Consider the following 20,560-nt stretch of genomic DNA (forward strand, 5'->3'; position numbering starts at 1 on the left):
AGAACCATTCACCACCCGGCCCGGATCGACGTCCTCACTGTGCGTCCTCCCACAGCGGATGCAAGGCCCCAGCGTCCTGAATTGCCTGTATGACGGCGGCCGCCTTGTTCTGACACTCGGAATTCTCCTGGGCGGCGAGCGAGTCCAGCACGATTCCGGCCCCGGCCTGTACGTGGGCGACCTCGTCCTTGAGAACGGCGGTCCGGATGGCGATGGCGCAGTCCGAGTTGCCGTGCAGGTCGAAGTACCCGACGACACCGCCGTAGACGCCACGTCGGGTGGTCTCGAGCTCCTCGATGATCCGCATGGCGGAGATCTTCGGCGCCCCGGACAGGGTGCCAGCCGGGAAACACGACATCGTCACGTCGACGGCGTCCAGGCCGTCAACGATCTGTCCGGTCACCACTGCCTCCAGGTGCATGACGTGGGAATAGCGGCCCACGTGCATGAATTCGGTGACGTTGACCGTACCAGGCACGCAGACCCGACCCAGGTCGTTGCGTCCCAGATCGACGAGCATGGTGTGCTCGGAACGCTCCTTGGGGTCTGCCAGCAGCTCGTCCTCCATGGACCGGTCCTCGACCGCAGTATGTCCGCGCGGACGAGTACCGGCAATGGGGTGAGTCGTCGCAACGCCGTCAACCACCGTCACCAGGGCCTCGGGGGAGGACCCGATGACGTCGAATCCAGGCAGTCGTAGCAGGTAGAGGTAGGGGCTGGGATTGGTGCGACGCAGCTGACGGTAGATGTCAAGGGCGTCGGCCTTGGTCTCGACGTCGAAGCGCTGGCTGGGAACGACCTGGAAGATGTCACCGTCACGAATCCGCTCGATGGCGGTGTTGACCAGCTCGCCGAACTCTTCGGGCGTGCGTTGACGTCGTACCTGGCTCACAACGCGGTCCGTGACTCGGGCCGTCAGCACCTTTCGCGGCTCGGCCAACCTCGTCACCATCGCCTCGAGGGCGGCAACCGCGTCGTCGTAGGCCTGATCGACATCAGTGTTGTCCACCACCTGATTGGAGATGAGCCACAGCTCACCGCGCTGGTGGTCGAACACCGCCATCTCCCCGACGAACATGAGGCAGGCCACCGGAAGGCCCAGGTCATCGACGAGATCGTCCCCGATGTCCTCCAGACGACGAACCATGTCGTAGCCGATATATCCAACAAAACCGCTCGTCAAGGGTGGAAGCCCCGGCTCGGCCAGGGTGTTCAGGGCGGCCAGGGCCTCCTTGAGGACCTCAAGCGGGTCATCGCTGACGGTCAACCCAGCAGGCGGTTCGCCGATCCAGTCCATCGAACGCCCGTCGGTGGTCAGAGCACAGCGGGTGTTGACCCCGATGAAGGACCACCGCGACCGGACGCCCGACTCAGCGGACTCCAGCAGGAACGTCAGTCGTCGATTCCCGCACAGATGCCGGTAGAGACCAATCGGGGTGTCGTCATCGCAGACCAGTGTGGTCCGCACCGAGACGACAGTGTGCTCCCCCGCTCGGGCCGCGAAGTCCTCACGTGATGGGGTGACGTCGATCATCACTCGGCCTCCTCATCCAGCAGCACATCGGCGTCGAAACAGGTACGGTCCCCGGTGTGGCAGGCCCCTCCGACCTGGTCGACGCGCAGTAGCAGGGTGTCGCCGTCACAGTCGAGTTGAACTGAGCGAACGTGCTGGGTGTGGCCTGACGTCTCCCCCTTGACCCAGTACTCCTGACGCGATCGGGACCAGTATGTCGCACGACGGGTGGTCAAGGTACGGGCCAGGGCGACATCGTCCATCCAAGCCATCATGAGGACGTCCCCAGTGGTGGCGTCCTGGACCACGGCGGGCACCAGACCAGCGTCGTTGCGTCGCAGACGCGCTGCGATGCCGGAATCGAGAGGATGTTCTTCAGTCAGCACGGGCCTCATTGAACACCGAACCCCCGACAGTGGGAGCCCCCGCCGCGTGTCGGACCAGTGCTGGCAAGATGGACCCATAGCTCGAAGGAGGACCTCAATGTCCATTGCACGAGATGAACGGGCCGGACTGGCTGCAGACCTGTCACGACTTGGCCCCGATGCCCCGACTCTGTGCGAGGGCTGGACGGCCCGAGACCTGTTGACCCACGTCCTGCTCCGGGAGAATGATCCGTTGGCCGTCCCTGGCATGGCCGTCAGTGTCTTCGACGCCGTCACCCAGGCTCGTGCCGACAAATTGGAAGCTTCCGGATCCTTCGAGGATCAGGTGGTACGTTTCGCCCACGGGCCAGATCGTTTCTCGATCTTCCGCATCCCGGGAATGGACGCTGCCGCCAACTCTATGGAGTACTTCATTCACCATGAGGATCTGCTCCGGGCCCAGCCCGGCTGGCAACCCCGGCAGTTGGACCACCGTACTGAGCTTGGGCTCGCGAGGATCATCCGAAAGCACGGACGTGCTCTGACTCGTCGCTGCCCTGTGGGCGTGCGCGTTGAGATGACCGAGTTCAAGGACCCCCTCACCCTTCACCCTGGTGACCGCATCGTCACCATCGTCGGTGCAGCTTCGGAAATCCTGCTGCTGCTCACCGGGCGCACTTCGGTCGCTCAGGTCGATGTTCTCGGCGAGCCGGCCACCATCTCCGAGTTCATGCGCTCCGACCACTCGTTGTGAGGGCCGGAACGCACGAACCCAACCGTGTGGGTCAGGACAGCTTCTCAAGGATGAGCTCCCTGACCCGCTTTGCGTCTGCCTGTCCCTTCATGGCCTTCATGACCTGACCGATGAGCGCGCCGACGGCCTGGACCTTGCCGCCGCGGATTTTCTCGGCAATCTGCGGGTTGGCAGCGATGACACCGTCAACAGCCGCGCCCAGGGCGGCATCGTCGGAGACGACGGCCAGACCGCGGCCACCGACCACCTGCTGAGGATCTCCCTCACCAGCGATGACGCCGTCAATGACCTGACGAGCCAGCTTGTCGGTGAGAGTGCCGTCATCGACGAGCTCCTGCAGTTGGGCGACTTGAGTCGGGGTCATACCGACCTCCGACAGGTCCACCCCGGCCTCGTTGGCACGACGGGACAGCTCGGTGAGCCACCACTTGCGCGCCGCAGCTGGCTGGCATCCGGCATTGACGGTCTCCTCCAGGAGATCGAGGGCGCCGGCATTGACGACCGCAGTCATCTCCAGCTCGGAGAACTGCCACTGGGAGGCCAGACGCGCCTTCTTGGCAGCCGGTAGCTCCGGCAGCCTGGCGCGAAGATCCTCCACCCATTCCCGAGACGGCGCGATCGGCACCAGGTCAGGCTCGGGGAAGTAGCGGTAGTCCTCGGCGTCGGACTTGTCACGTCCAGCGATGGTGTACTCGCCGCTCTCCTGCCACATCCGGGTCTGCTGACGGACCTTGCGTCCCTCGGACAGGATGAATCCCTGACGCTGGATCTCGTAGGTCAGGGCTCCCTCGACCGAGCGCAGCGAGTTGACGTTCTTGGTCTCAGTGCGGGTGCCCAGGGTGCTACTGCCACGCGGCATGAGGGAAACGTTGGCGTCGCAACGCAGGTTGCCGCGCTCCATCCTGGCCTCAGAGACACCCAGGGCTATCATGATGTCGCGCAGCTGAGCCATGTAGGCCCGTGCAACCTGGGGCGCCTTGGCTCCCAACCCACGAATCGGCTTGGTGACGATCTCGATGAGCGGAACGCCAGCACGGTTGTAGTCCATGAGGGAGTGGCTGGCACCTGAGATACGTCCGTCGGAGCCGCCGACGTGCAAGGACTTCCCGGCGTCCTCCTCCATGTGGGCACGCTCGATGTCGACACGGAAGATCTCGCCGTCGACCTCGACGTCGAGCCAGCCGTCATAGCAGATCGGCTCATCGTACTGGGAGGTCTGGTAATTCTTCGTCATGTCCGGGTAGAAGTAGTTCTTCCGGGCCATTCGACAGTACTCGGCGATCGTGCAGTTGAGGGCCAGGCCGATGCGAGTGGCCGACTCCACGGCGCGACCGTTGATGGCCGGCATCGACCCCGGAAGCCCCAGACAGACCGGGCAGACGTTGGTGTTGGGATCCTTCTCGGTGTCCGTGGAACATCCGCAGAACATCTTGGTCGCCGTCGACAGCTCGACGTGAACCTCGAGTCCGATGACTGGCTCGTAGTCGGCCATCACCTCGTCATAGGGCAGCAGTTCGTCAGTCATCGTGCCCCTCCTCTCCCCTCAGCTCGGGAGCCTTCGCCAGCAGCGGGGCACCCCACATCTCGTTCAGCAGCCGTTCCAGCGCCGCACCCACCCGATAGACGCGGTCATCCGCCATGATCGGGGCCATCACCTGCATACCGACGGGCATACCGTTGGTCTCGGACAAGCCAATCGGGAAGGATCCGGCAGGACTGCCGGCCATGTTGGCCGGGATGGTGCACAGGTCGGAGCGGTACATCGCCATCGGGTCGGCGGTGCGCTCCCCCAACCGGAATGCCGTCGTCGGGGTGGCCGGGGAGACGAGCACGTCACAGCTGTGCCAGGCCTTCTCGAAGTCACGCTGGATGAGGGTGCGGACCTTCTGGGCCGAGCCGTAGTAGGCGTCGTAGTAGCCGGCTGACAAGGCATACGTACCCAGGATGATGCGACGTTTGGCCTCGGCGCCGAATCCGGCACCACGGGTGGCCCGCATGACCTGCTCGGCGGAGTGCCTGCCGTCATCGTCGACGCGTAGGCCGTAGCGCATGGCGTCGTAGCGGGACAAGTTGCTGGAAACCTCGGCAGGCTGGATGAGGTAGTAGGCAGGCAGGGCCAGGTCGAAGTTGGGGCAGGAGACCTCGACGATCTCTGCGCCGGCCTTCGTCAGGATCTCGAGGGCCTCGTTGAATCGGGCCTCGACCTGCGGGTCATACCCTTCGCCGGCGAATTCGGTGACCACGCCGATCCGCATGCCGGCGACGTCCGGCTGACTCGCAGCCACGACGATGTCGGGAGTAGGTCGGTCAATGGTCGTCTGGTCCATCGAGTCATGACCGGCTATCACCTGGTGCAGCAAGGCCGCATCCAGGACGGTACGAGCGCAGGGCCCAGGGGTGTCCAGGGAGGAGGCCATGGCAATGACACCGTACCGGGACGTCGATCCGTAGGTCGGCTTGATGCCGACGGTGCCGGTCACCGCACCGGGCTGACGAATGGATCCGCCGGTGTCGGTGCCGAGAGCCAACGGGGACTGGAAAGCGGCCAGGCTGGCAGCAGATCCGCCACCCGAGCCACCAGGAACCCGATCAAGATCCCACGGGTTGTGGGTGGGGCCGAAGGCAGAGGTCTCGGTCGAGGAACCCATTGCGAACTCGTCCAGATTCGTCTTGCCCAGGACCACCATGCCGACGTCCTTGCATCGGGTGACGATGGTCGAGTCATAGGGCGGGATCCATCCCTCCAGCATTCGGGACGAGGCCGTGGTGGCCAGTCCCTTGGTGCAGAAGAGATCCTTCACGGCCAGCGGCACGCCGGCCAGCGGGCCGAGCTTCTCACCGTGGACGATCCGGGAGTCGATACGTCGGGCAGTCTCCAGGGCGCCGTCGTGGTCAACCAACAGGAAGGCATGCACGTCAGCGTCGACCTCGTCAATGCGGTCCAGGTGCGCCTGCGTGACCTCCTCACTGGAGACGTCACGGGACGCAATTCGCGCGCCGAGTTCGGCGGCGGTCAGGGTGACAAGCTCGTTCACTGTGCCTCCTCGTCCAGGATGCGGGGCACGCGGAAGCGCTGATCCTCACTACGAGGGGCCATTCTCAGGGCATCATCAGCCGACATCGACTCCTTGATGACGTCCTCGCGGAAGACGTTGGACAGCGGCAGAGCGTGCGAAGTAGGTGGCACGTCGTCGGTGGCGACGGCTGACACTGCGGCCACCGCGTCGAGGATCGCGTCAAGCTGAGGAGCCAGATACGCGGTCTCGTCGCCGGTGAGGTCGATGCGTGCCAAGCCGGCCAGGCGAACGACGTCATCCGGCGTGAGGGCCACGATGAATCTCCTGGTTGACGGCATGGGGGCGGAATGCCCTCGGACCATCCTAGGACTACTGGTCGACATGACTGCCACATAAGCTCCTTCACCCCCGATGGTGACCCGCCGGAACACGGATTCAGTTTGGGATCGTCGGATCGACCCGCAACAATGAGTGAGTGCTCATGATTCGTATTCAGCTGCCAGACACGCCGGGTTCCCTGGGCTCGGTGGCGACCGCCATGGGCACCGCCAACGCCGACATATCCGCGATTGAGATTGTCGAAAAGGGCGATGGCTACGTCATTGACGACTTCATTTTGACCCTTCCCCCCACCACGATGCCTGACACCCTGGTATCGGCCTGCGACATGCTCGACGGAGTTCATGTGTTGTGGCTGAGCAGATATCTGGAGAACTGGAGTATCGAGTCCGACATTGCAGCCTTGAATCGGATGTCCGAGGACCCGAAGCATTCCGCTGAAGTTCTCTGCGGCGCCGTTCCGGTCGTCTTTCACACTCAGTGGGCGGCACTCTTTGGTGCCGATGAGCAGGTCATCATTTCGACTGCCCTGTCTCCAGAATTCACTCCTGAGGGCATCGCACGCTTGACGCCGCTGGATCACTCCCATGTCGCCGAGCTCGAGGCCGGCTGGATGCCGGGATGGGGTGACACCGTCATCGCCGCTGTTCCGTTGTCAGGGGGGCGCTGCTTGGTTGCTGGGCGTCAGGGAGGTCCGGGATTCCTGGCTTCCGAGCTCAACCGTCTTCAGCACATGGCCGCTCTGGCCAACTGAGGCCACATGGAGGTCTATCTCACCTGGCAGTTCTGGTACCAGGTTCTGTCAGCCTTCGCCTTCGGCGTGGCTTCCAGCTTGGTGCCGGTGCTCAATTCGGAGTTGTTCATCGTCGGCGCCCTGGGATCCAAGCTGCTGGGCCCACTGGAAGTCGCGCTGGGACTGGGTCTTGGCCACGGCGTCGGCAAGCAGATCATGGTCATCGGTATCCGGCGCGGATCAAATTCGCGATGGATCAAGCACAAGGAACCCAAACCGGTTCCGGAGGGATCGTGGAGGTGGCGCCTGCGACGTTGGAATGACACGGCTGCCCACGTGGTCGAGACCCCCCGATGGGGAATGCCGCTGCTGTTCTTCTCGGCCATCACCGGTGTCCCGCCGGTCTACCTCGTCGTCATCTACGCAGCGACGACCAAGATGCACTTCTGGTGGTTTTCGCTGTGGGTCACCCTCGGATTCTTCATTCGGTGTTACCTGCTGGCCCTGGCGACCCAGTACGGATTCCACCTCATCATCTGACGCCAGCGCGACACCGTGCAGGCGCTCGTCACCCACCCATGACGAGGATGCGGAAGAAGTAGTACCCCACTCCCACCAACATCGCGAGGGCGACGACGAAGGCGATGGGTGCGAGAACTCGTTGCACCTTCTTGCGCTTCGTGGTCGGGACTGCGGTCGGAGCCCACCGTTCCTCACCGACACGCGGCCGAGTGCGCTTCGGCGTCTGGCCGTCAAGGTTGAGATTGGTGAAGAAACCCACGGTCGGAACCCTACCTGGTCAGCCTGCCCGGTCCAGCTGCTCATCGACGAGGTCAGCAGCCCGTCTCACCGTCCGGCAGACCTCGGCAGCCGCCTGCCGCGACCATCCGGCCAGCCCGCACGCAGGCGTCAGGACACCGGTCCTCAACACGGCGGGATCGACCTGGAGGCGTCGTGCCAGCCACAGCATCCTGTCGATGAGGCGATCCACTGGTGGCACCTGATCGACCTTCATGGTGTCGACGACTCCCATGCCCAGTCGTCCACCTGACTCCACCCATTGCGCGACGCAATTCAATGACATCGCGTCGGTGATCTCGCACCACATCGTGGCGAATCCGGCCTTGCATGCCATGGACCACGGGATCGGGTGGCCACAACAGTGCATTCCCACCGGAACGTCGTCGCAGCCTCCCACGACCGTCTGCCACAGCTGAGTCGCCGTGGTCTCCTCCATCGCGGGGTGCCGGTACAGACCTGACTGAGTCGGAATCGCCCCCGACAGGACCGCGGGGGCCGCTGGCTCGTCGACCTGCATCGTCCAGGTCACGCGCGGCATCCGGCGTCGCAGTTCGGTCAGGAGCTGGCTGATTCCTTCGGCCAGGCTGGCCGTGACGTCGTTGAGGGCCGAGGCATCCGCGAGGATCGACTCTCCGGCGCGCAGGTGCAGGCACGTGGCAAGGGTGAGCGGACCGGCCACCGAGATCTTGACGGTGGCCTCCCCGTCGACCAGCACCTCCTCGAGGTCATCGAGGTCACTGCGCAGAAGGGATCGCGCTGAGCGAGCGGCATGGTCAGTGGCGTCCGCGAGCCGCCATCCGCCCGGGCCATGATCAACCGGCAGATCAACGAGGAAAGCCGTCGCCCTCCCCACCATCTGAGCACCGGCTCCACGGGCCGGCAGCTCTGGCAGGGCGATGAGCTCGTCGAAGATCTCGGCCATTGCAGCCAGGCTGCCACGCATGTCAGTGCCCGGCAGTGACCCGATACCAGTGGCGATCATGCTGCCTGCTCCGCTGTCGTCCCCGCCCGATCCGTCCCGCAGATGGTTGCTGATCCGACGACGAGGTCACCGTCGTAGAACACCGCCGCCTGGCCAGGAGCGACTCCACGCAGGGTTTCCTCGAGGTCCATCGTCACCCCACCGGCAACCGTGGTGATCGTGGTCTCAACCGGATCCCCATGGGCCCTCACCTGAACCTGGCCACGCCAGGTCCTGGCAGGTTCTCCGGAACACCACACCGGCCGGATGGCCTCGATGTGGCGGACGGTCAAACCCTCAACACCTCCCACGACCACGGTGTTGTTGACCGGTTCGACGTCGAGGACATATCGCGGCTTGCCGTCGGGAGCGGGGACCCCGAGCCGAAGGCCTCTGCGCTGACCGATGGTGAAGTGGTGATACCCATCATGATGACCGACGACAGCCCCTGACTCATCGCGGATCACTCCGTCGGCCGAGCCGATCTTCTCCGACAGCCAGCCGGGCGTGTCCCCGTCAGGGATGAAGCAGATGTCATTGGAATCGGGTTTGTCGGCCACCGACAGACCGAGTTCTGCCGCTTCTCGTCGCACAGCGGTCTTGAGGGAATCCCCGAGCGGGAACAGCGAATGGGCGAGCTGATCCTGGTTGAGGACGGCGAGCACGTAGGACTGGTCCTTGCCCAGGTCTACCGAGCGGTACAGCTTCGTCGTGCCATCGACGACCTCGGTTCGGGCGTAATGGCCGGTGGCGACGGCGTCATATCCCAGGTCGAGACCACGTTCCAGCAGAGCAGCGAACTTGATCCTCTCGTTGCATCGCAGGCAGGGGTTGGGGGTTCGACCGGCCCGGTACTCGGCGATGAAGGGATCGATGACCTCCTCGGCGAAGCGATCGGAGAAATCCCACACGTAGAACGGGATCCCAAGCCTGTCTGCGGCCCGCCTGGCGTCAAAGGAATCCTCCAGCGAACAGCATCCTCGTGACCCCTCGCGATGGGATCGCGGATTGCGTGACAGCGCCAGATGCACACCGGTGACGTCATGGCCTGCCGCGACGAGACGGGCTGCAGCGACAGCGGAGTCGACTCCTCCCGACATGGCAGCGAGAACCTTCACAGTGCTTCCTCTCCGTGGTCGTGCAGGGGCCCAGATCAATCACTAGATCAATGGGGTACGAGATCCCGGCAGGATCTCGATGATAGGGGTTGACGCCGACTCACCGCGCCCCCTTGGCCTGCGCAATGACCGCAGGTAGGATGGTGAGCAGACGATCAATGTCAGTCTCGGTGGTGGTGTGCCCCATCGAGATCCTCACTCCCGACGCGGCTGCCTCGTCATCGCGACCCATGGCCAGCATTGTCGGTGAGGGACGGGAAACCCCGGCATGGCATGCTGACCCGGCTGAAAGGTCGACCCCGTCCCGGTCCGCGAGCATGACGACGTCAGTCCCGCGCGCTCCGGCAACACTGAGGTGAATGATCGTGGGGCTCGTCATGGTGGCATCGTCCACACAGACCCCCGGGATCCGTCGGCACGACTCAACGATCCGATTCCTCCAGGCCTGCCATTGAGGAGCCTTCTCACCGAACTCGCTGAGGCAGGCCCGCAGAGCAGCCGCGAAGCCTCGAGCCAGCGCAACCGGCTGAGTACCGGAGCGAATCCCATACTGCTGCCCACCTCCCGGGGCGACCGGATGCACCTCGACGCCTCTGCGAACCCACAGGGCCCCGATCCCGACGGGTCCACCGATCTTGTGTGCGGACAAGGAGGCCAGATCCACCCCCCACCCGTCGAGGTCCGCCGGGACGTGACCGAGGGCTTGGACGGCGTCGGTGTGCATGAGGGCTCCGGCCCGATGAGTCTTGTCCGCGATCTGATCGACGGGCTGGCATGCGCCGGTCTCGTTGTTGACGGCCATCACCGAGACGACATCAAGGTCATTGCTTAATGGGCTCGCGGCAATCGAGTCAGGGTCGACAACTCCCGTGTCGTCAACCGGGAGCACTCCGGCACGCTGACCGAGCAACCACGGCGAGGTCACCGTGGCGACAGCGGGATGCTCCACGGCGGAGACCAGTGCGTGACCATGGCGAACCGCTCCCATGAGGCCCAGCATGTCCGCCTCTGTTCCTCCGCTGGTGAACACGATCTCCAGCGGACCGACACCGAGCAGGCTGGCGACCTCCTCCCTGGCATCCTCCAGCAAAGCCCTCGAGGCGCGGCCTGAACCGTGAATGGCGCCAGGATTTCCCGGCACTGGTTCGACCATCGCGGCCAGAGCTTCCGGGCGCAGCGGCGAGGTCGCCGCGTGGTCGAAATAGGCACGACCGTGATGTACTGAGCCGAGCTGCGATTGCGACATACCTGTCCTTCCTGACGATTCCTTGACGCTACTGCCGATTGGCAAGGTGTGGAATTGCGCGTTCTCGCTTCTGCAGACGCCGCGACCGACTCAGACTAAAATGATCCGTCGGCCCACTGACGTTCCGATCATCATCCCCGACGAAAGGCCCTTACTGTGACCGACACCAACACGGCGTCATTCGACACCAGTGCGCTTGGCTCCACCCTCATCGACGGCGGTTGCCGTTTCGGGTTGTGGGCGCCACGCGCAGAGCGTGTTGAGCTGGCACTTGTGGCAGACGACAGGTCACAGGTCAACTACGACATGACCATGAACGAGCATGGTGTCTGGACGATTGAGGTCCCCGACGTCACAGCCGGTCGGCGCTACGGATACCGAGTTCACGGCCCGTGGGATCCCGACAGCGGCATGAGGTTCAACCCGGCCAAGCTGCTGCTCGACCCTTACGCCAAGGCCATCACGGCTGGTGTCGACTATCACGGACCAATCATGGATCACACCCCGGAGTCCAACTACGAGCCAGACCCGACCGACGACGCGACCTCGGTCCCGCTTGCCGTGGTGATCGAGGATTCCGAGCCCCCCAAGCCCATCGAGTATCGCCGTGACATCAGCGAGTTGGTCATCTACGAGACCCACGTCAAGGGTCACACCCGGCTCCATCCCCTCGTCCCCGAGCACCTACGTGGCACCTACGCAGGTCTGGCCTACCCAGCCGTCATCGAGCACCTCACGTCCATCGGTGTCAATGCCATCGAGTTGCTGCCCGTCCAGCAGTTCGTCTCTGAGCCTTTCGTCGTGGGACGCGGTCTGTCGAACTACTGGGGATACAACACCCTGGGATTCTTCGCCCCGCACGCCGCGTACTGCTCGGTGGGTTCCCTGGGCGCCCAGGTGCGCGAGTTCAAGGAGATGGTGACGGCCTTCCACGAGGCCGGTATCGAGGTCATCCTTGACGTTGTCTACAACCACACCGGCGAGGGTGGCCACGAGGGACCGACGCTGTCCTTCCGTGGCATCGACCATGAGTCCTATTACCGTCTCACCAACGACCACCGCAACGACTACGACGTCACTGGTTGTGGCAACTCGCTCGACACCTCCCATCCAGAAGTCCTCGCCTTGGTTCTCGACTCCCTGCGGTATTGGGTCACCGAGATGGGTGTTGACGGTTTCCGCTACGACCTGGCAACCACCCTCATCCGCGACAAGTCCCACGAGGTCGACCAGAACCATCCGTTCAAGCAGGCCCTCGTTGACGATCCGGTCCTCAACAAGGTCAAGCACATCGCCGAGCCGTGGGATCTGGGCCCCTACGGTTATCAGGTGGGCGCCTGGGGCCCCCATTGGAGCGAGTGGGATGACCGCTTCCGCAACTACATCCGCGATTTCTGGCGCGGTGCCGTCTGTGGGGTCGAGGAATTCGCCACCCGTCTGTGCGGATCCCCGGACCTCTACGATCAGCCGGCCTCGAGCATCAACTTCATCACCGCCCATGACGGCTTCACCATGCGTGACCTCGTCACCTATGACATGAAGCACAATCAGGACAATGGCGAGGACAACCACGACGGATCCAATGACAACCGCTCCTGGAACTGTGGCTGGGAAGGTGAGACGACCGACCAGTCCATCGTCATGCTGCGTCATCGTCAGGTCCGCAACCTCATTGCCACCTTGCTGCTGGCCACCGGTGTACCGATGATCACCGCCGGCGACGAGATGGGTCGTACCCAGCAGGGCAACAACAACGCCTACTGCCAGGACTCCCCCATCTCGTGGATGGACTGGGACGACGCCGAGGGCTGGTCCGACGTCACCGACCTCGTCCGCACCCTCACCGCCCTACGCCGCGAGCACCCTGCCCTACGCCCCTCGATCTACCGGCACCATGATCCTGTGGGTCTCTCGACCGATGAGCGCCCACGCCGGGCCGACCTGGCGTGGTTCTCCGGTCACGGTGGCGAGATGGTCACCGACGATTGGCATGACGAAGGTCGTCGCACCCTGGGCATGTACACCTCCGACGACAACGAGGCCTTCCTCATCTGGTTCCACGCCGGTGATCACCCGACCGAAATCATCCTGCCGAGTCCCCGCTGGGGTGAGTCCTGGAAGGTGGCTGCCTCCACGGCCCTACCTGGCGAAATCCCTGACGAGCCGGTCCCTGCCGGACGGTCGATCACCCTGCCCAGCAGGTGTGTCGTCGTCATGCAGGCCTCGTTGGCCAGGGACGAGGCCTGATCCCAGACATCGGGTACACGCCGTGCGCACTTTCTCGAACCTGGCCCAGGTGTTTCGGATTGAGATTGTCGGTGCGACGCTGGTTCGAATCATGACGGCCTGGAGCTAGCCACGGTAGCCTGTGACCCGTGTGGAGGATCAACAGGCGAGACCGCCGTCAAGACGAGAATGGCCCCGATGCGCACGACGTGCAGGTGACGCCCCCTGCCCCGGATCCCTCACCCGAACCGGTGGCCCCTGTTCCCCCCGCTGGCACCGACGACGCGTCAGGTTGCCTCGCTATGAATGCCGCGGAAGGTCACACCCGCCAGCACGACGTCGACACCCCCTCACCGCGTCACGCCGCTGAACACGCCTCGGATGACGAGGCCCTCGGGGCAGCCACCTCGGCCATCGACGTTCCTGGTCGTCCCCCACTGCGTGGTTTCGGGCGCATCCCCGTCCACAACGTCCAGCCCGAGGTCGAGAGTGGTCAGCTGCCGATCTATTCCGTCGTCGACGAGGAGTTCGAGGTCACGGCGAATGTCTTCCGTGAGGGCCATGACGCCGTCGGCGCCAGCGTCGTCCTCACTGATCCGGACGGCAACCGCCACGTCACCGACATGCACCAGGTCGATCCCTGGGGCCTGGACATCTGGAAGGCCCACGTGTCGGCCTGTGTCGAGGGTGACTGGACGATGCATGTCGAGGGATGGTCGGACACCTGGGGCACCTGGCACCACAATGCCGACGCCAAGCTAGCCGCCGGGATCGATGTCGAACTCGTCTGTACCGAGGGCCATGCCCTCATCGGTGAGGCCATCGCGCACGCCCAGCAGGCTGGTGACGTCGACGCCGTGACAGCCCTGCGCGAGGCCGATGGCAGCCTCGCTCCTGACCGCGCGCCGGACTCGCTGCGCCAGGTCATCAACACCTTCATGTTCTCCAAGGCGATGCGCGTCCATGCCCCACGCCCGTTGGCCTCTCCCACCACCCCGGTCCCGCTGCGGGTGGAGAGACGTCGTGCCCTCTACAGCTCTTGGTACGAGTTCTTCCCGCGCTCCCAAGGAGCCCACATCGACGAGGACGGCCATTGGGTCTCCGGCACCTTTGATTCCTCCTGGGAGCGACTGGACGCCGCTGCTGCGATGGGTTTCGACGTCGTGTACCTCCCGCCGATCCATCCCATCGGAACCGCGTTCCGCAAGGGCAAGGACAACACCCTGGCCCCCGGTCCCGACGACCCCGGTTCGCCATGGGCCATTGGGTCTCCGGCTGGTGGCCATGACGCCATCCACCCGGATCTGGGCACCTTCGAGGACTTCGACCGCTTCGTCGCCCACGCCCATGACCTGGGCATGGAGGTGGCCCTGGACTTCGCCCTGCAGGCATCCCCGAACCACCCGTGGGTGCGGGAGCACCCGGAATGGTTCACCACCCGTGTCGACGGCACCATCGCCTACGCGGAGAACCCACCGAAGAAGTACCAGGACATTTACCCGATCAACTTCGACAACGACCCGGACGGCATCTACACCGAATGCCTGCGGCTGCTCGAACTGTGGATCTCCCATGGCGTGACGATTTTCCGCGTCGACAACCCGCACACCAAGCCGGTCAATTTCTGGGCCTGGCTCATGGAGCAGGTGCATCGTCATCATCCGGAGGTCATCTTCCTGGCCGAGGCCTTCACCCGTCCCGAAATGATGGCTGCCCTGGGCAAGGTTGGTTTCCAGCAGGGTTACTCCTACTTCACCTGGCGCACCGCCAAGTGGGAGTTGGAGGAGTACCTTGACGAGGTCTCCCATCAGACCTCCCACTTCTACCGTCCGAACTTCTTCACCAACACTCCGGACATCAATCCGATCTACCTCAACGACGGCAACCCGGCAGGATTCGCCATCCGCGCGATCCTGGCTGCCACCATGAGCCCGTCGTGGGGCATGTACTCCGGGTTCGAGATCTGCGAACACGAACCACTGCCGGGACGCGAGGAGTACGCCCACTCCGAGAAGTACGAGTACCGTCCTCGTGACTTCGACTCCGAGCCGAACATCACACAGCTCGTGACTCGTCTCAACGAGATCCGTCGTGCTCATCCAGCTTTGCAGCAGCTGCGTGACACGACCATTCATCATGCTCCCCATGACAACGTCCTCGTCTTCTCCAAGAAAGCCGGGAACGACGTCGTCATCGTCGTCACCTCGTTGGATCCGGTGTGGGGTGTGGAGTCCCAGGTGATGTTGGACATGGCTGCCCTTGGCCTCGGCAGCGACAGCACCTTCGAGGTTCATGACGAGCTCACGGGTGCTGACTTCACCTGGGGACAGCAGGCCTTCGTCAGGCTCTACCCAGCCCAGCCGGCCCATATCCTGCACGTGCGAGAGACCACCTCATGACCCATTCCTCCTGCACTTCCGCCGAGGAGATTCCCGAGACCCTGGCAGCGACCGGGGCCCTCGGGCTGACCTCAGCCCAGTTGCAGGCCAGGCTCGACGCGATCCACCCGGTCGGTTCCATCGATCGGACGCAGACCGAGTGGTTCCGTACCGCGGTGTTCTACGAGGTCCTGGTGCGGTCCTTCAAGGATTCCAACGGCGACGGCATCGGTGATTTCAAGGGTCTGACCGAGAAGCTCGACTACCTGCAGTGGTTGGGGGTGGACTGTCTGTGGCTCCCGCCGTTCTACGACTCCCCACTGCACGACGGTGGCTACGACATCCGCGACTACCGCTGGATCCGTGAGGAGCTGGGGACGATCGAGGACTTCAAGGTCTTCCTCGACGCCGCTCACGACCGTGGCCTGCGCGTCATCATCGACTTCGTCATGAACCACACCTCGGACTCCCACCCGTGGTTCCAGTCCTCTCGCGCAGATCCTGACGGCCCCTACGGCAACTACTACGTCTGGGCCGACACCGACGAGGCCTACTCGGACGCTCGCATCATCTTCTGTGACACCGAGGAGTCCAACTGGTTCTGGGACTCCGAGCGCAAACAGTTCTATTGGCACCGCTTCTTCCACCACCAGCCTGACCTCAACTTCGAGGAGACCCGGGTGATGGAGGAGATGCTTGACGCCGTCCGATTCTGGATGGATCTGGGCATCGACGGTTTCCGTCTCGACGCCGTCCCTTACCTCATAGAGGCCGAGGGGACGAGCTGCGAGAACCTGCCGGGGACCCACAAGATCCTCAAGCAGCTGCGCGCGATGGTCGACGAGGAGTACCCGGGACGCATCCTGCTGTGCGAGGCCAACCAGTGGCCCGACGACGTCGTCGAGTACTTCGGTGACGGCGACGAGTGCCAGATGGCCTTCCACTTCCCCGTCATGCCACGTCTGTACATGGCTCTGAGCCGCGGGTCCCGAGAGTGCATCAGCGACATCCTCGCCGCCACCCCAGATATTCCGCAAGGCTGCCAGTGGGGAACCTTCCTGCGCAACCATGACGAACTCACCCTCGAGATGGTGACCGAGGAAGATCGTCAGTACATGTGGGAGCACTATGCCCCCGAACCGCGCTGGCGGTGCAACCTGGGCATTCGTCGCCGGTTGAGCCCACTCGTCGACAACGACGAGGCCAGGGTCCGCCTGCTCAAGGCCATGTTGCTGTCCCTGCCCGGTTCCCCGGTGCTCTACTACGGTGACGAGATCGGCATGGGCGACAACCCATGGCTTCCTGACCGCGACGGCGTGCGTACCCCGATGCAGTGGGACGATTCCGAAACGGCCGGTTTCTCGACCGCTCTGCCGGAGAACTTCCACCTGCCTGTCATCCACACCTTCGGTCACGACCCGGGACACGTCAATGTCGCTCGCCAGATGGACGACCCGTCCTCCCTGCTGGTGTGGACCCGCGCCATGTTGGGCATCCGCCGTCGTCACCCTGTTTTCGGTACCGGAGGGTTCACCGACCTGGGTGGGGAGGACATGGCCGTGATGTCCTTCCTGCGCCACGACGAGGACGAGACGATTCTGTGCCTGGCCAATCTTTCAGACACCGAGAGAACCGTCACCCTCAACCTGCCCCAGTTCGCAGGTGTGACCGGAACGTCCCTCATTCACGGCCAGGACGCGCAACCGGTGAAGGCTGACGGAACCTTGACGGTTCCGATGCCGCCCTACGCCTACCGATGGCTGCAGATGACCGGAGAGGAGAGGTCATGACCGAGTGGGACGAAGCAGAGGTCAGGGACCGCATCTGGGACCACATCAGCACCGCTCGGTGGTTCTCCGGAAAGGGGCGAGGTGGCACCCTGGCCAGGCTGCTGCCGTTGGCCCCGGTTGTTGACGAGCGCGATCTCAAGGTGATGCCCGTCATTGCCCTGATCTGTTACCCACAAGCGCCGGACGAGTATTACCAGCTCCTGCTCGCCCTGCACCCCGGAGCCTCTGACGCAGTGGCCCGGATTCACATCGATGGTGAGCCCCTCTCGGTCACCGACGCCACCACTGATGAGGAAGCTCGCACGGCGTGGGCCAGGACGATCCTCGAGGCTGATCCCCAGGCCGCGGACGGCTCGTGGCAGCTCCATCGCCGTCTGAAGGCCCCCGAGCCGGTGCGATCAACCGAACGCTTCGGTGGCGAACAGTCGAACACCTCGATCCTGGTTGGCGACGCCATCATCATCAAGATGTTCCGCCGCCTCGAGCCCGGTGACAATCTCGACATCACCATTCACGGTGCTCTCAACGACGCCGGAGTCTCCTCGGTGGCCAAACTCTACGGCCACATCTGCGGGAAGATCCCGGCCGAGGAGGACATCCAGACCGATCTGGCCATGATCATCGAGCGGTTTCCGCAGCCTCGGGACGGCTGGGAACTCATCACCGCCAGGGCAGCTGATCTGGACGACGTCACGGATCTCGTCGCTGACCTGGGCCGGTGCCTGCGAACCATCCACGCCGCGCTGGAGCAGGCCTTCGGGACGGTCGAGTTGGACGGGAACCGGATAGCCGAGGACATGGTTCGTCGTCTCGACGCTGCGGTGGCGGCATCCCCGGTGCTGGAACCGTACCGCAACCTCCTAGCCACTCGTTTCGAGAAGCTACGTGGTCATCAGCTGACCGCCCAGGCGGTGCATGGGGACTTCCACCTCGGACAAACCCTGCTGACACCCGACGGCTGGCGGATCATCGACTTCGAGGGCGAGCCCCTCAAGACCCTGGCCGAACGCCGCTTGCCGGACTCCCGCTGGCGTGACGTGGCAGGAATGATGCGCTCGCTGTCCTACGCCACCTCGGCCCATGCCGAACCCACCGCACCGCAGACCTTGGCCTGGGCACGACGAGCCCGAGAGGCCTTCCTGGACGGCTATGGTCGTCCAGACGATGCCGAACACGACGTCCTGGCCGCTTATGAGGCCGACAAGGCCGGATACGAAACCGTCTATGAGACCCTCAACCGGCCGGCCTGGGTTAGCATCCCACTGTCGGCGATTCGGGTGATGGAGCAGGATTGATGATGTTCACGCCCACCCACACATCTCCATCGAGTCACCGACCCGACGGCCATACCCGCACCCACGACATGCCAGGAGGACGACATGGCTCACGATGAGTTCGGAGGACTCACCGGTTGGGACCTCGAGGGGTTCCACTCCGGTGGGGACACAGAGGTGTGGAAGAGGCTTGGCTCCCACATCGTCACCATTGATGACGACGAGCGCGGCCTCATCACCGGAACCCGCTTTGCCGTCTGGGCACCCAACGCGCAGGCCGTCGAGGTCATCGCGAACTTCAACTGGTGGACCGGCGACCCGATGCGTCTCATCCCGGGATCCGGGGTCTGGGGCCTCTTCGTCGAGGGAGTGGGCGAGGGAACCCTCTACAAGTTCCGCATCCAGGACCAGTGGGGCAACTGGCACGAGAAGGTTGACCCGATGGCCCGCTGTTGCGAACAGGCCCCTCAGAACGCCTCGATCGTCACCGAGACTCACTACGAGTGGAACGATGACGAGTGGATCGCCCACCGTGAAGCCTCCCATGCCCACGTCGAGCCGATGAGCATCTACGAGGTCCACCTGGGCGGATGGCGCCACGGACTGAACTACCGCCAGCTGGCTGACGAACTGGTCAACTACGTGATGTGGCAGGGCTACACCCACGTGGAGTTCATGCCGCTGGCCGAGCACCCCTTCGCCCCGTCCTGGGGTTACCAGGTCACCGGGTACTTCGCGCCGACCAGTCGTTACGGTTCCCCCGACGACCTGCGTTACCTCATCGACAAGTTCCATCAGGCCGGTATCGGCGTCATCATGGACTGGGTTCCGGGACACTTCCCCAAGGACGACTGGGCCCTGGGACGCTTCGACGGCACCGCCCTTTACGAGCACGCCGATCCGCGTCAAGGCGAGCACATGGACTGGGGCACCTATGTCTTCAACTACGGTCGCAACGAGGTGAAGTCGTTCCTCGTCTCCAATGCGCTGTACTGGATCAGTGAATTCCACGTGGACGGTCTGCGCGTCGACGCCGTCGCCTCGATGCTGTATCTGGACTACTCCCGCGAGGATGGTCAGTGGGTGCCCAACAAGTACGGAGGCCGCGAGAACCTGGAGGCCATCGACTTCCTGCGTTACGTGAATACGCACCTGTATTCGCGCCACCCCGGCATCCTCATGATCGCCGAGGAATCGACCAGCTTCCCCGGCGTCACCAAGCCAGTCGACCACGGCGGCCTGGGATTTGGGTTCAAGTGGAACATGGGTTGGATGAACGACTCCCTGCGCTACATGGAGCTCAACCCGTTCCATCGTCAGTACCACCACGGCGACATGAGCTTCGCCATGGTGTACCAGTACTCGGAGAACTTCATTCTGCCCATCAGCCACGACGAAGTCGTTCACGGCAAGGGATCCATGATCAACAAGATCCCCGGGGACGACTGGCAGCAGTTCGCGTCCCTGCGAGCCTTCTACTCCTTCATGTGGTCCTTCCCGGGAAAGCAGCTCATCTTCATGGGTCAGGAGTTCGGCCAGCGCCACGAGTTCGACGAGTCCGTCAGCCTGGAGTGGTTCGTCGCCGATCTGTGGGGTCACGGTGGACTCAAGCGCCTCTTCCGTGATCTCAACAAGGTCTACAAGAAGAACACCGCCCTGTGGCAGCTCGACAGCGATCCGCGCGGATTCGAGTGGATCAACGCCGACGACGCCGGCAACAACCTGCTCTCCTGGCTGCGCCGCAGCGAGGACGGCTCGACGATCGCCTGCTTCACGAACTTCTCCCCCAACCCGCAGACCGACTACCGCGTCGGGATGCCCAAGGAGGGTGTGTGGACCGAAATCCTCAACACCGATTCCTTGGAGTATGACGGGACGGGAGAATTTGGAAACCTCGGCCAGGTCGTGGCCACTGCGCTTCCGGTTCCCGATCGCTTCCCGGCCGTCGCCACGGTGTGCGTCCCCCCGATGGGCTCGGTGTGGCTGCGCCACGATCCCTCGGCGACTGCTGCCCGTCCCGGCGACCCGGGAATGCAGTGACACTG

Annotated in this window: 17 protein-coding genes; 8 read left to right on the top strand and 9 right to left on the bottom strand. The window is 63.8% G+C overall.

Features of this window, described 5'->3' with window-relative positions:
• Window positions 1-34: 34 nt before the first annotated feature.
• Both trpE and hisI read right to left on the bottom strand, forming a co-directional pair.
• Window positions 35-1,534 carry an anthranilate synthase component I gene (gene trpE, locus ACUCCZ_RS05235; RefSeq protein ID WP_435916566.1) on the bottom strand — a complete coding sequence of 500 codons (1,500 nt, stop codon included), beginning with the start codon at window positions 1,532-1,534 and terminating at the stop codon, window positions 35-37.
• Window positions 1,534-1,908 (bottom strand): phosphoribosyl-AMP cyclohydrolase, encoded by a 375-nt coding sequence (gene hisI, locus ACUCCZ_RS05240; RefSeq protein ID WP_435916567.1) that lies wholly within the window; start codon window positions 1,906-1,908, stop codon window positions 1,534-1,536. Before hisI ends, trpE begins: the two co-directional genes overlap by 1 nt.
• A gap of 88 nt (window positions 1,909-1,996) precedes the next feature.
• Between hisI and ACUCCZ_RS05245 the strand changes: the two genes are divergently transcribed.
• Window positions 1,997-2,632, top strand: a complete 636-nt coding sequence (locus ACUCCZ_RS05245) for a TIGR03085 family metal-binding protein (protein WP_435916568.1) — start codon at window positions 1,997-1,999, stop codon at window positions 2,630-2,632.
• Window positions 2,633-2,663: 31 nt separating this feature from the next.
• Here the strand turns inward: ACUCCZ_RS05245 and gatB are convergent, their stop codons facing one another.
• From gatB to gatC, 3 genes are read right to left on the bottom strand one after another with little or no spacing between them, the layout of a single operon-like run.
• Window positions 2,664-4,157: an Asp-tRNA(Asn)/Glu-tRNA(Gln) amidotransferase subunit GatB gene (gene gatB, locus ACUCCZ_RS05250; RefSeq protein WP_435916569.1), complete on the bottom strand. Its 1,494-nt coding sequence runs from the start codon at window positions 4,155-4,157 to the stop codon at window positions 2,664-2,666.
• Complete coding sequence (gene gatA / locus ACUCCZ_RS05255; protein ID WP_435916570.1) at window positions 4,150-5,667, bottom strand: Asp-tRNA(Asn)/Glu-tRNA(Gln) amidotransferase subunit GatA; 1,518 nt, start codon at window positions 5,665-5,667, stop codon at window positions 4,150-4,152. The genes gatB and gatA overlap by 8 nt, the downstream gene beginning before the upstream one ends.
• Entirely contained in the window at window positions 5,664-5,987 is a 324-nt protein-coding gene (gatC, locus tag ACUCCZ_RS05260; protein WP_435916571.1) for an Asp-tRNA(Asn)/Glu-tRNA(Gln) amidotransferase subunit GatC, read from the bottom strand. The genes gatA and gatC overlap by 4 nt, the downstream gene beginning before the upstream one ends.
• Before the next feature lie 143 nt (window positions 5,988-6,130).
• Here gatC and ACUCCZ_RS05265 point away from each other — a divergent pair, with 143 nt between their 5' ends.
• The gene (locus ACUCCZ_RS05265; protein ID WP_435916572.1) at window positions 6,131-6,742 is read left to right on the top strand and encodes an ACT domain-containing protein; all 612 of its coding nucleotides are present in this window, start codon (window positions 6,131-6,133) and stop codon (window positions 6,740-6,742) included.
• 6 nt (window positions 6,743-6,748) lie between these two features.
• Window positions 6,749-7,261, top strand: a complete 513-nt coding sequence (locus ACUCCZ_RS05270; protein ID WP_435916573.1) for a hypothetical protein — start codon at window positions 6,749-6,751, stop codon at window positions 7,259-7,261.
• A gap of 28 nt (window positions 7,262-7,289) precedes the next feature.
• On the opposite strand, the gene ACUCCZ_RS05275 is transcribed toward ACUCCZ_RS05270, so the two are convergent.
• The 4 genes from ACUCCZ_RS05275 to ACUCCZ_RS05290 form a co-directional block, all read right to left on the bottom strand.
• Entirely contained in the window at window positions 7,290-7,502 is a 213-nt protein-coding gene (locus ACUCCZ_RS05275) for a hypothetical protein (RefSeq protein WP_435916574.1), read from the bottom strand.
• An 18-nt stretch (window positions 7,503-7,520) separates the two neighbouring features.
• Window positions 7,521-8,465 (bottom strand): methionine synthase, encoded by a 945-nt coding sequence (locus ACUCCZ_RS05280; RefSeq protein WP_435917008.1) that lies wholly within the window; start codon window positions 8,463-8,465, stop codon window positions 7,521-7,523.
• A 35-nt stretch (window positions 8,466-8,500) separates the two neighbouring features.
• The gene (gene mnmA / locus ACUCCZ_RS05285; RefSeq protein ID WP_462981560.1) at window positions 8,501-9,583 is read right to left on the bottom strand and encodes a tRNA 2-thiouridine(34) synthase MnmA; all 1,083 of its coding nucleotides are present in this window, start codon (window positions 9,581-9,583) and stop codon (window positions 8,501-8,503) included.
• Between the two features lie 118 nt (window positions 9,584-9,701).
• Complete coding sequence (locus ACUCCZ_RS05290; RefSeq protein ID WP_435916576.1) at window positions 9,702-10,847, bottom strand: cysteine desulfurase family protein; 1,146 nt, start codon at window positions 10,845-10,847, stop codon at window positions 9,702-9,704.
• Window positions 10,848-11,003: 156 nt separating this feature from the next.
• Between ACUCCZ_RS05290 and glgX the strand changes: the two genes are divergently transcribed.
• The 5 genes from glgX to glgB all read left to right on the top strand — a co-directional run bounded on the left by glgX (window position 11,004) and on the right by glgB (window position 20,555).
• Window positions 11,004-13,094: a glycogen debranching protein GlgX gene (gene glgX / locus ACUCCZ_RS05295; protein WP_435916577.1), complete on the top strand. Its 2,091-nt coding sequence runs from the start codon at window positions 11,004-11,006 to the stop codon at window positions 13,092-13,094.
• 128 nt (window positions 13,095-13,222) lie between these two features.
• On the top strand, window positions 13,223-15,472 hold the full coding sequence (locus ACUCCZ_RS05300) for an alpha-1,4-glucan--maltose-1-phosphate maltosyltransferase (protein WP_435916578.1): 2,250 nt from the start codon (window positions 13,223-13,225) through the stop codon (window positions 15,470-15,472).
• Window positions 15,469-17,241: a maltose alpha-D-glucosyltransferase gene (gene treS, locus ACUCCZ_RS05305; protein ID WP_435916579.1), complete on the top strand. Its 1,773-nt coding sequence runs from the start codon at window positions 15,469-15,471 to the stop codon at window positions 17,239-17,241. The genes ACUCCZ_RS05300 and treS overlap by 4 nt, the downstream gene beginning before the upstream one ends.
• Window positions 17,238-18,536, top strand: coding sequence for a phosphotransferase (locus ACUCCZ_RS05310; protein WP_435916580.1), 1,299 nt, complete (start codon window positions 17,238-17,240; stop codon window positions 18,534-18,536). Before treS ends, ACUCCZ_RS05310 begins: the two co-directional genes overlap by 4 nt.
• 84 nt (window positions 18,537-18,620) lie before the next feature.
• Window positions 18,621-20,555: a 1,4-alpha-glucan branching protein GlgB gene (gene glgB, locus ACUCCZ_RS05315; RefSeq protein ID WP_435916581.1), complete on the top strand. Its 1,935-nt coding sequence runs from the start codon at window positions 18,621-18,623 to the stop codon at window positions 20,553-20,555.
• Window positions 20,556-20,560 lie beyond the last annotated feature (5 nt).

It is taken from the genome of Cutibacterium nasicola, from assembly GCF_052654715.2.

Excerpts from the sequence above, each read along its gene's own strand:
- trpE (WP_435916566.1), bottom strand. The coding sequence starts at position 1,534 with ATGATCGACGTCACCCCATCACGTGAGGACTTCGCGGCCCGAGCGGGG.
- hisI (WP_435916567.1), bottom strand. The coding sequence starts at position 1,908 with ATGAGGCCCGTGCTGACTGAAGAACATCCTCTCGATTCCGGCATCGCA.
- ACUCCZ_RS05245 (WP_435916568.1), top strand. The coding sequence starts at position 1,997 with ATGTCCATTGCACGAGATGAACGGGCCGGACTGGCTGCAGACCTGTCA.
- gatB (WP_435916569.1), bottom strand. The coding sequence starts at position 4,157 with ATGACTGACGAACTGCTGCCCTATGACGAGGTGATGGCCGACTACGAG.
- gatC (WP_435916571.1), bottom strand. The coding sequence starts at position 5,987 with ATGCCGTCAACCAGGAGATTCATCGTGGCCCTCACGCCGGATGACGTC.
- ACUCCZ_RS05265 (WP_435916572.1), top strand. The coding sequence starts at position 6,131 with ATGATTCGTATTCAGCTGCCAGACACGCCGGGTTCCCTGGGCTCGGTG.
- ACUCCZ_RS05270 (WP_435916573.1), top strand. The coding sequence starts at position 6,749 with ATGGAGGTCTATCTCACCTGGCAGTTCTGGTACCAGGTTCTGTCAGCC.
- ACUCCZ_RS05280 (WP_435917008.1), bottom strand. The coding sequence starts at position 8,465 with ATGCGTGGCAGCCTGGCTGCAATGGCCGAGATCTTCGACGAGCTCATC.
- mnmA (WP_462981560.1), bottom strand. The coding sequence starts at position 9,583 with ATGTCGGGAGGAGTCGACTCCGCTGTCGCTGCAGCCCGTCTCGTCGCG.
- ACUCCZ_RS05290 (WP_435916576.1), bottom strand. The coding sequence starts at position 10,847 with ATGTCGCAATCGCAGCTCGGCTCAGTACATCACGGTCGTGCCTATTTC.
- treS (WP_435916579.1), top strand. The coding sequence starts at position 15,469 with ATGACCCATTCCTCCTGCACTTCCGCCGAGGAGATTCCCGAGACCCTG.
- ACUCCZ_RS05310 (WP_435916580.1), top strand. The coding sequence starts at position 17,238 with ATGACCGAGTGGGACGAAGCAGAGGTCAGGGACCGCATCTGGGACCAC.
- glgB (WP_435916581.1), top strand. The coding sequence starts at position 18,621 with ATGGCTCACGATGAGTTCGGAGGACTCACCGGTTGGGACCTCGAGGGG.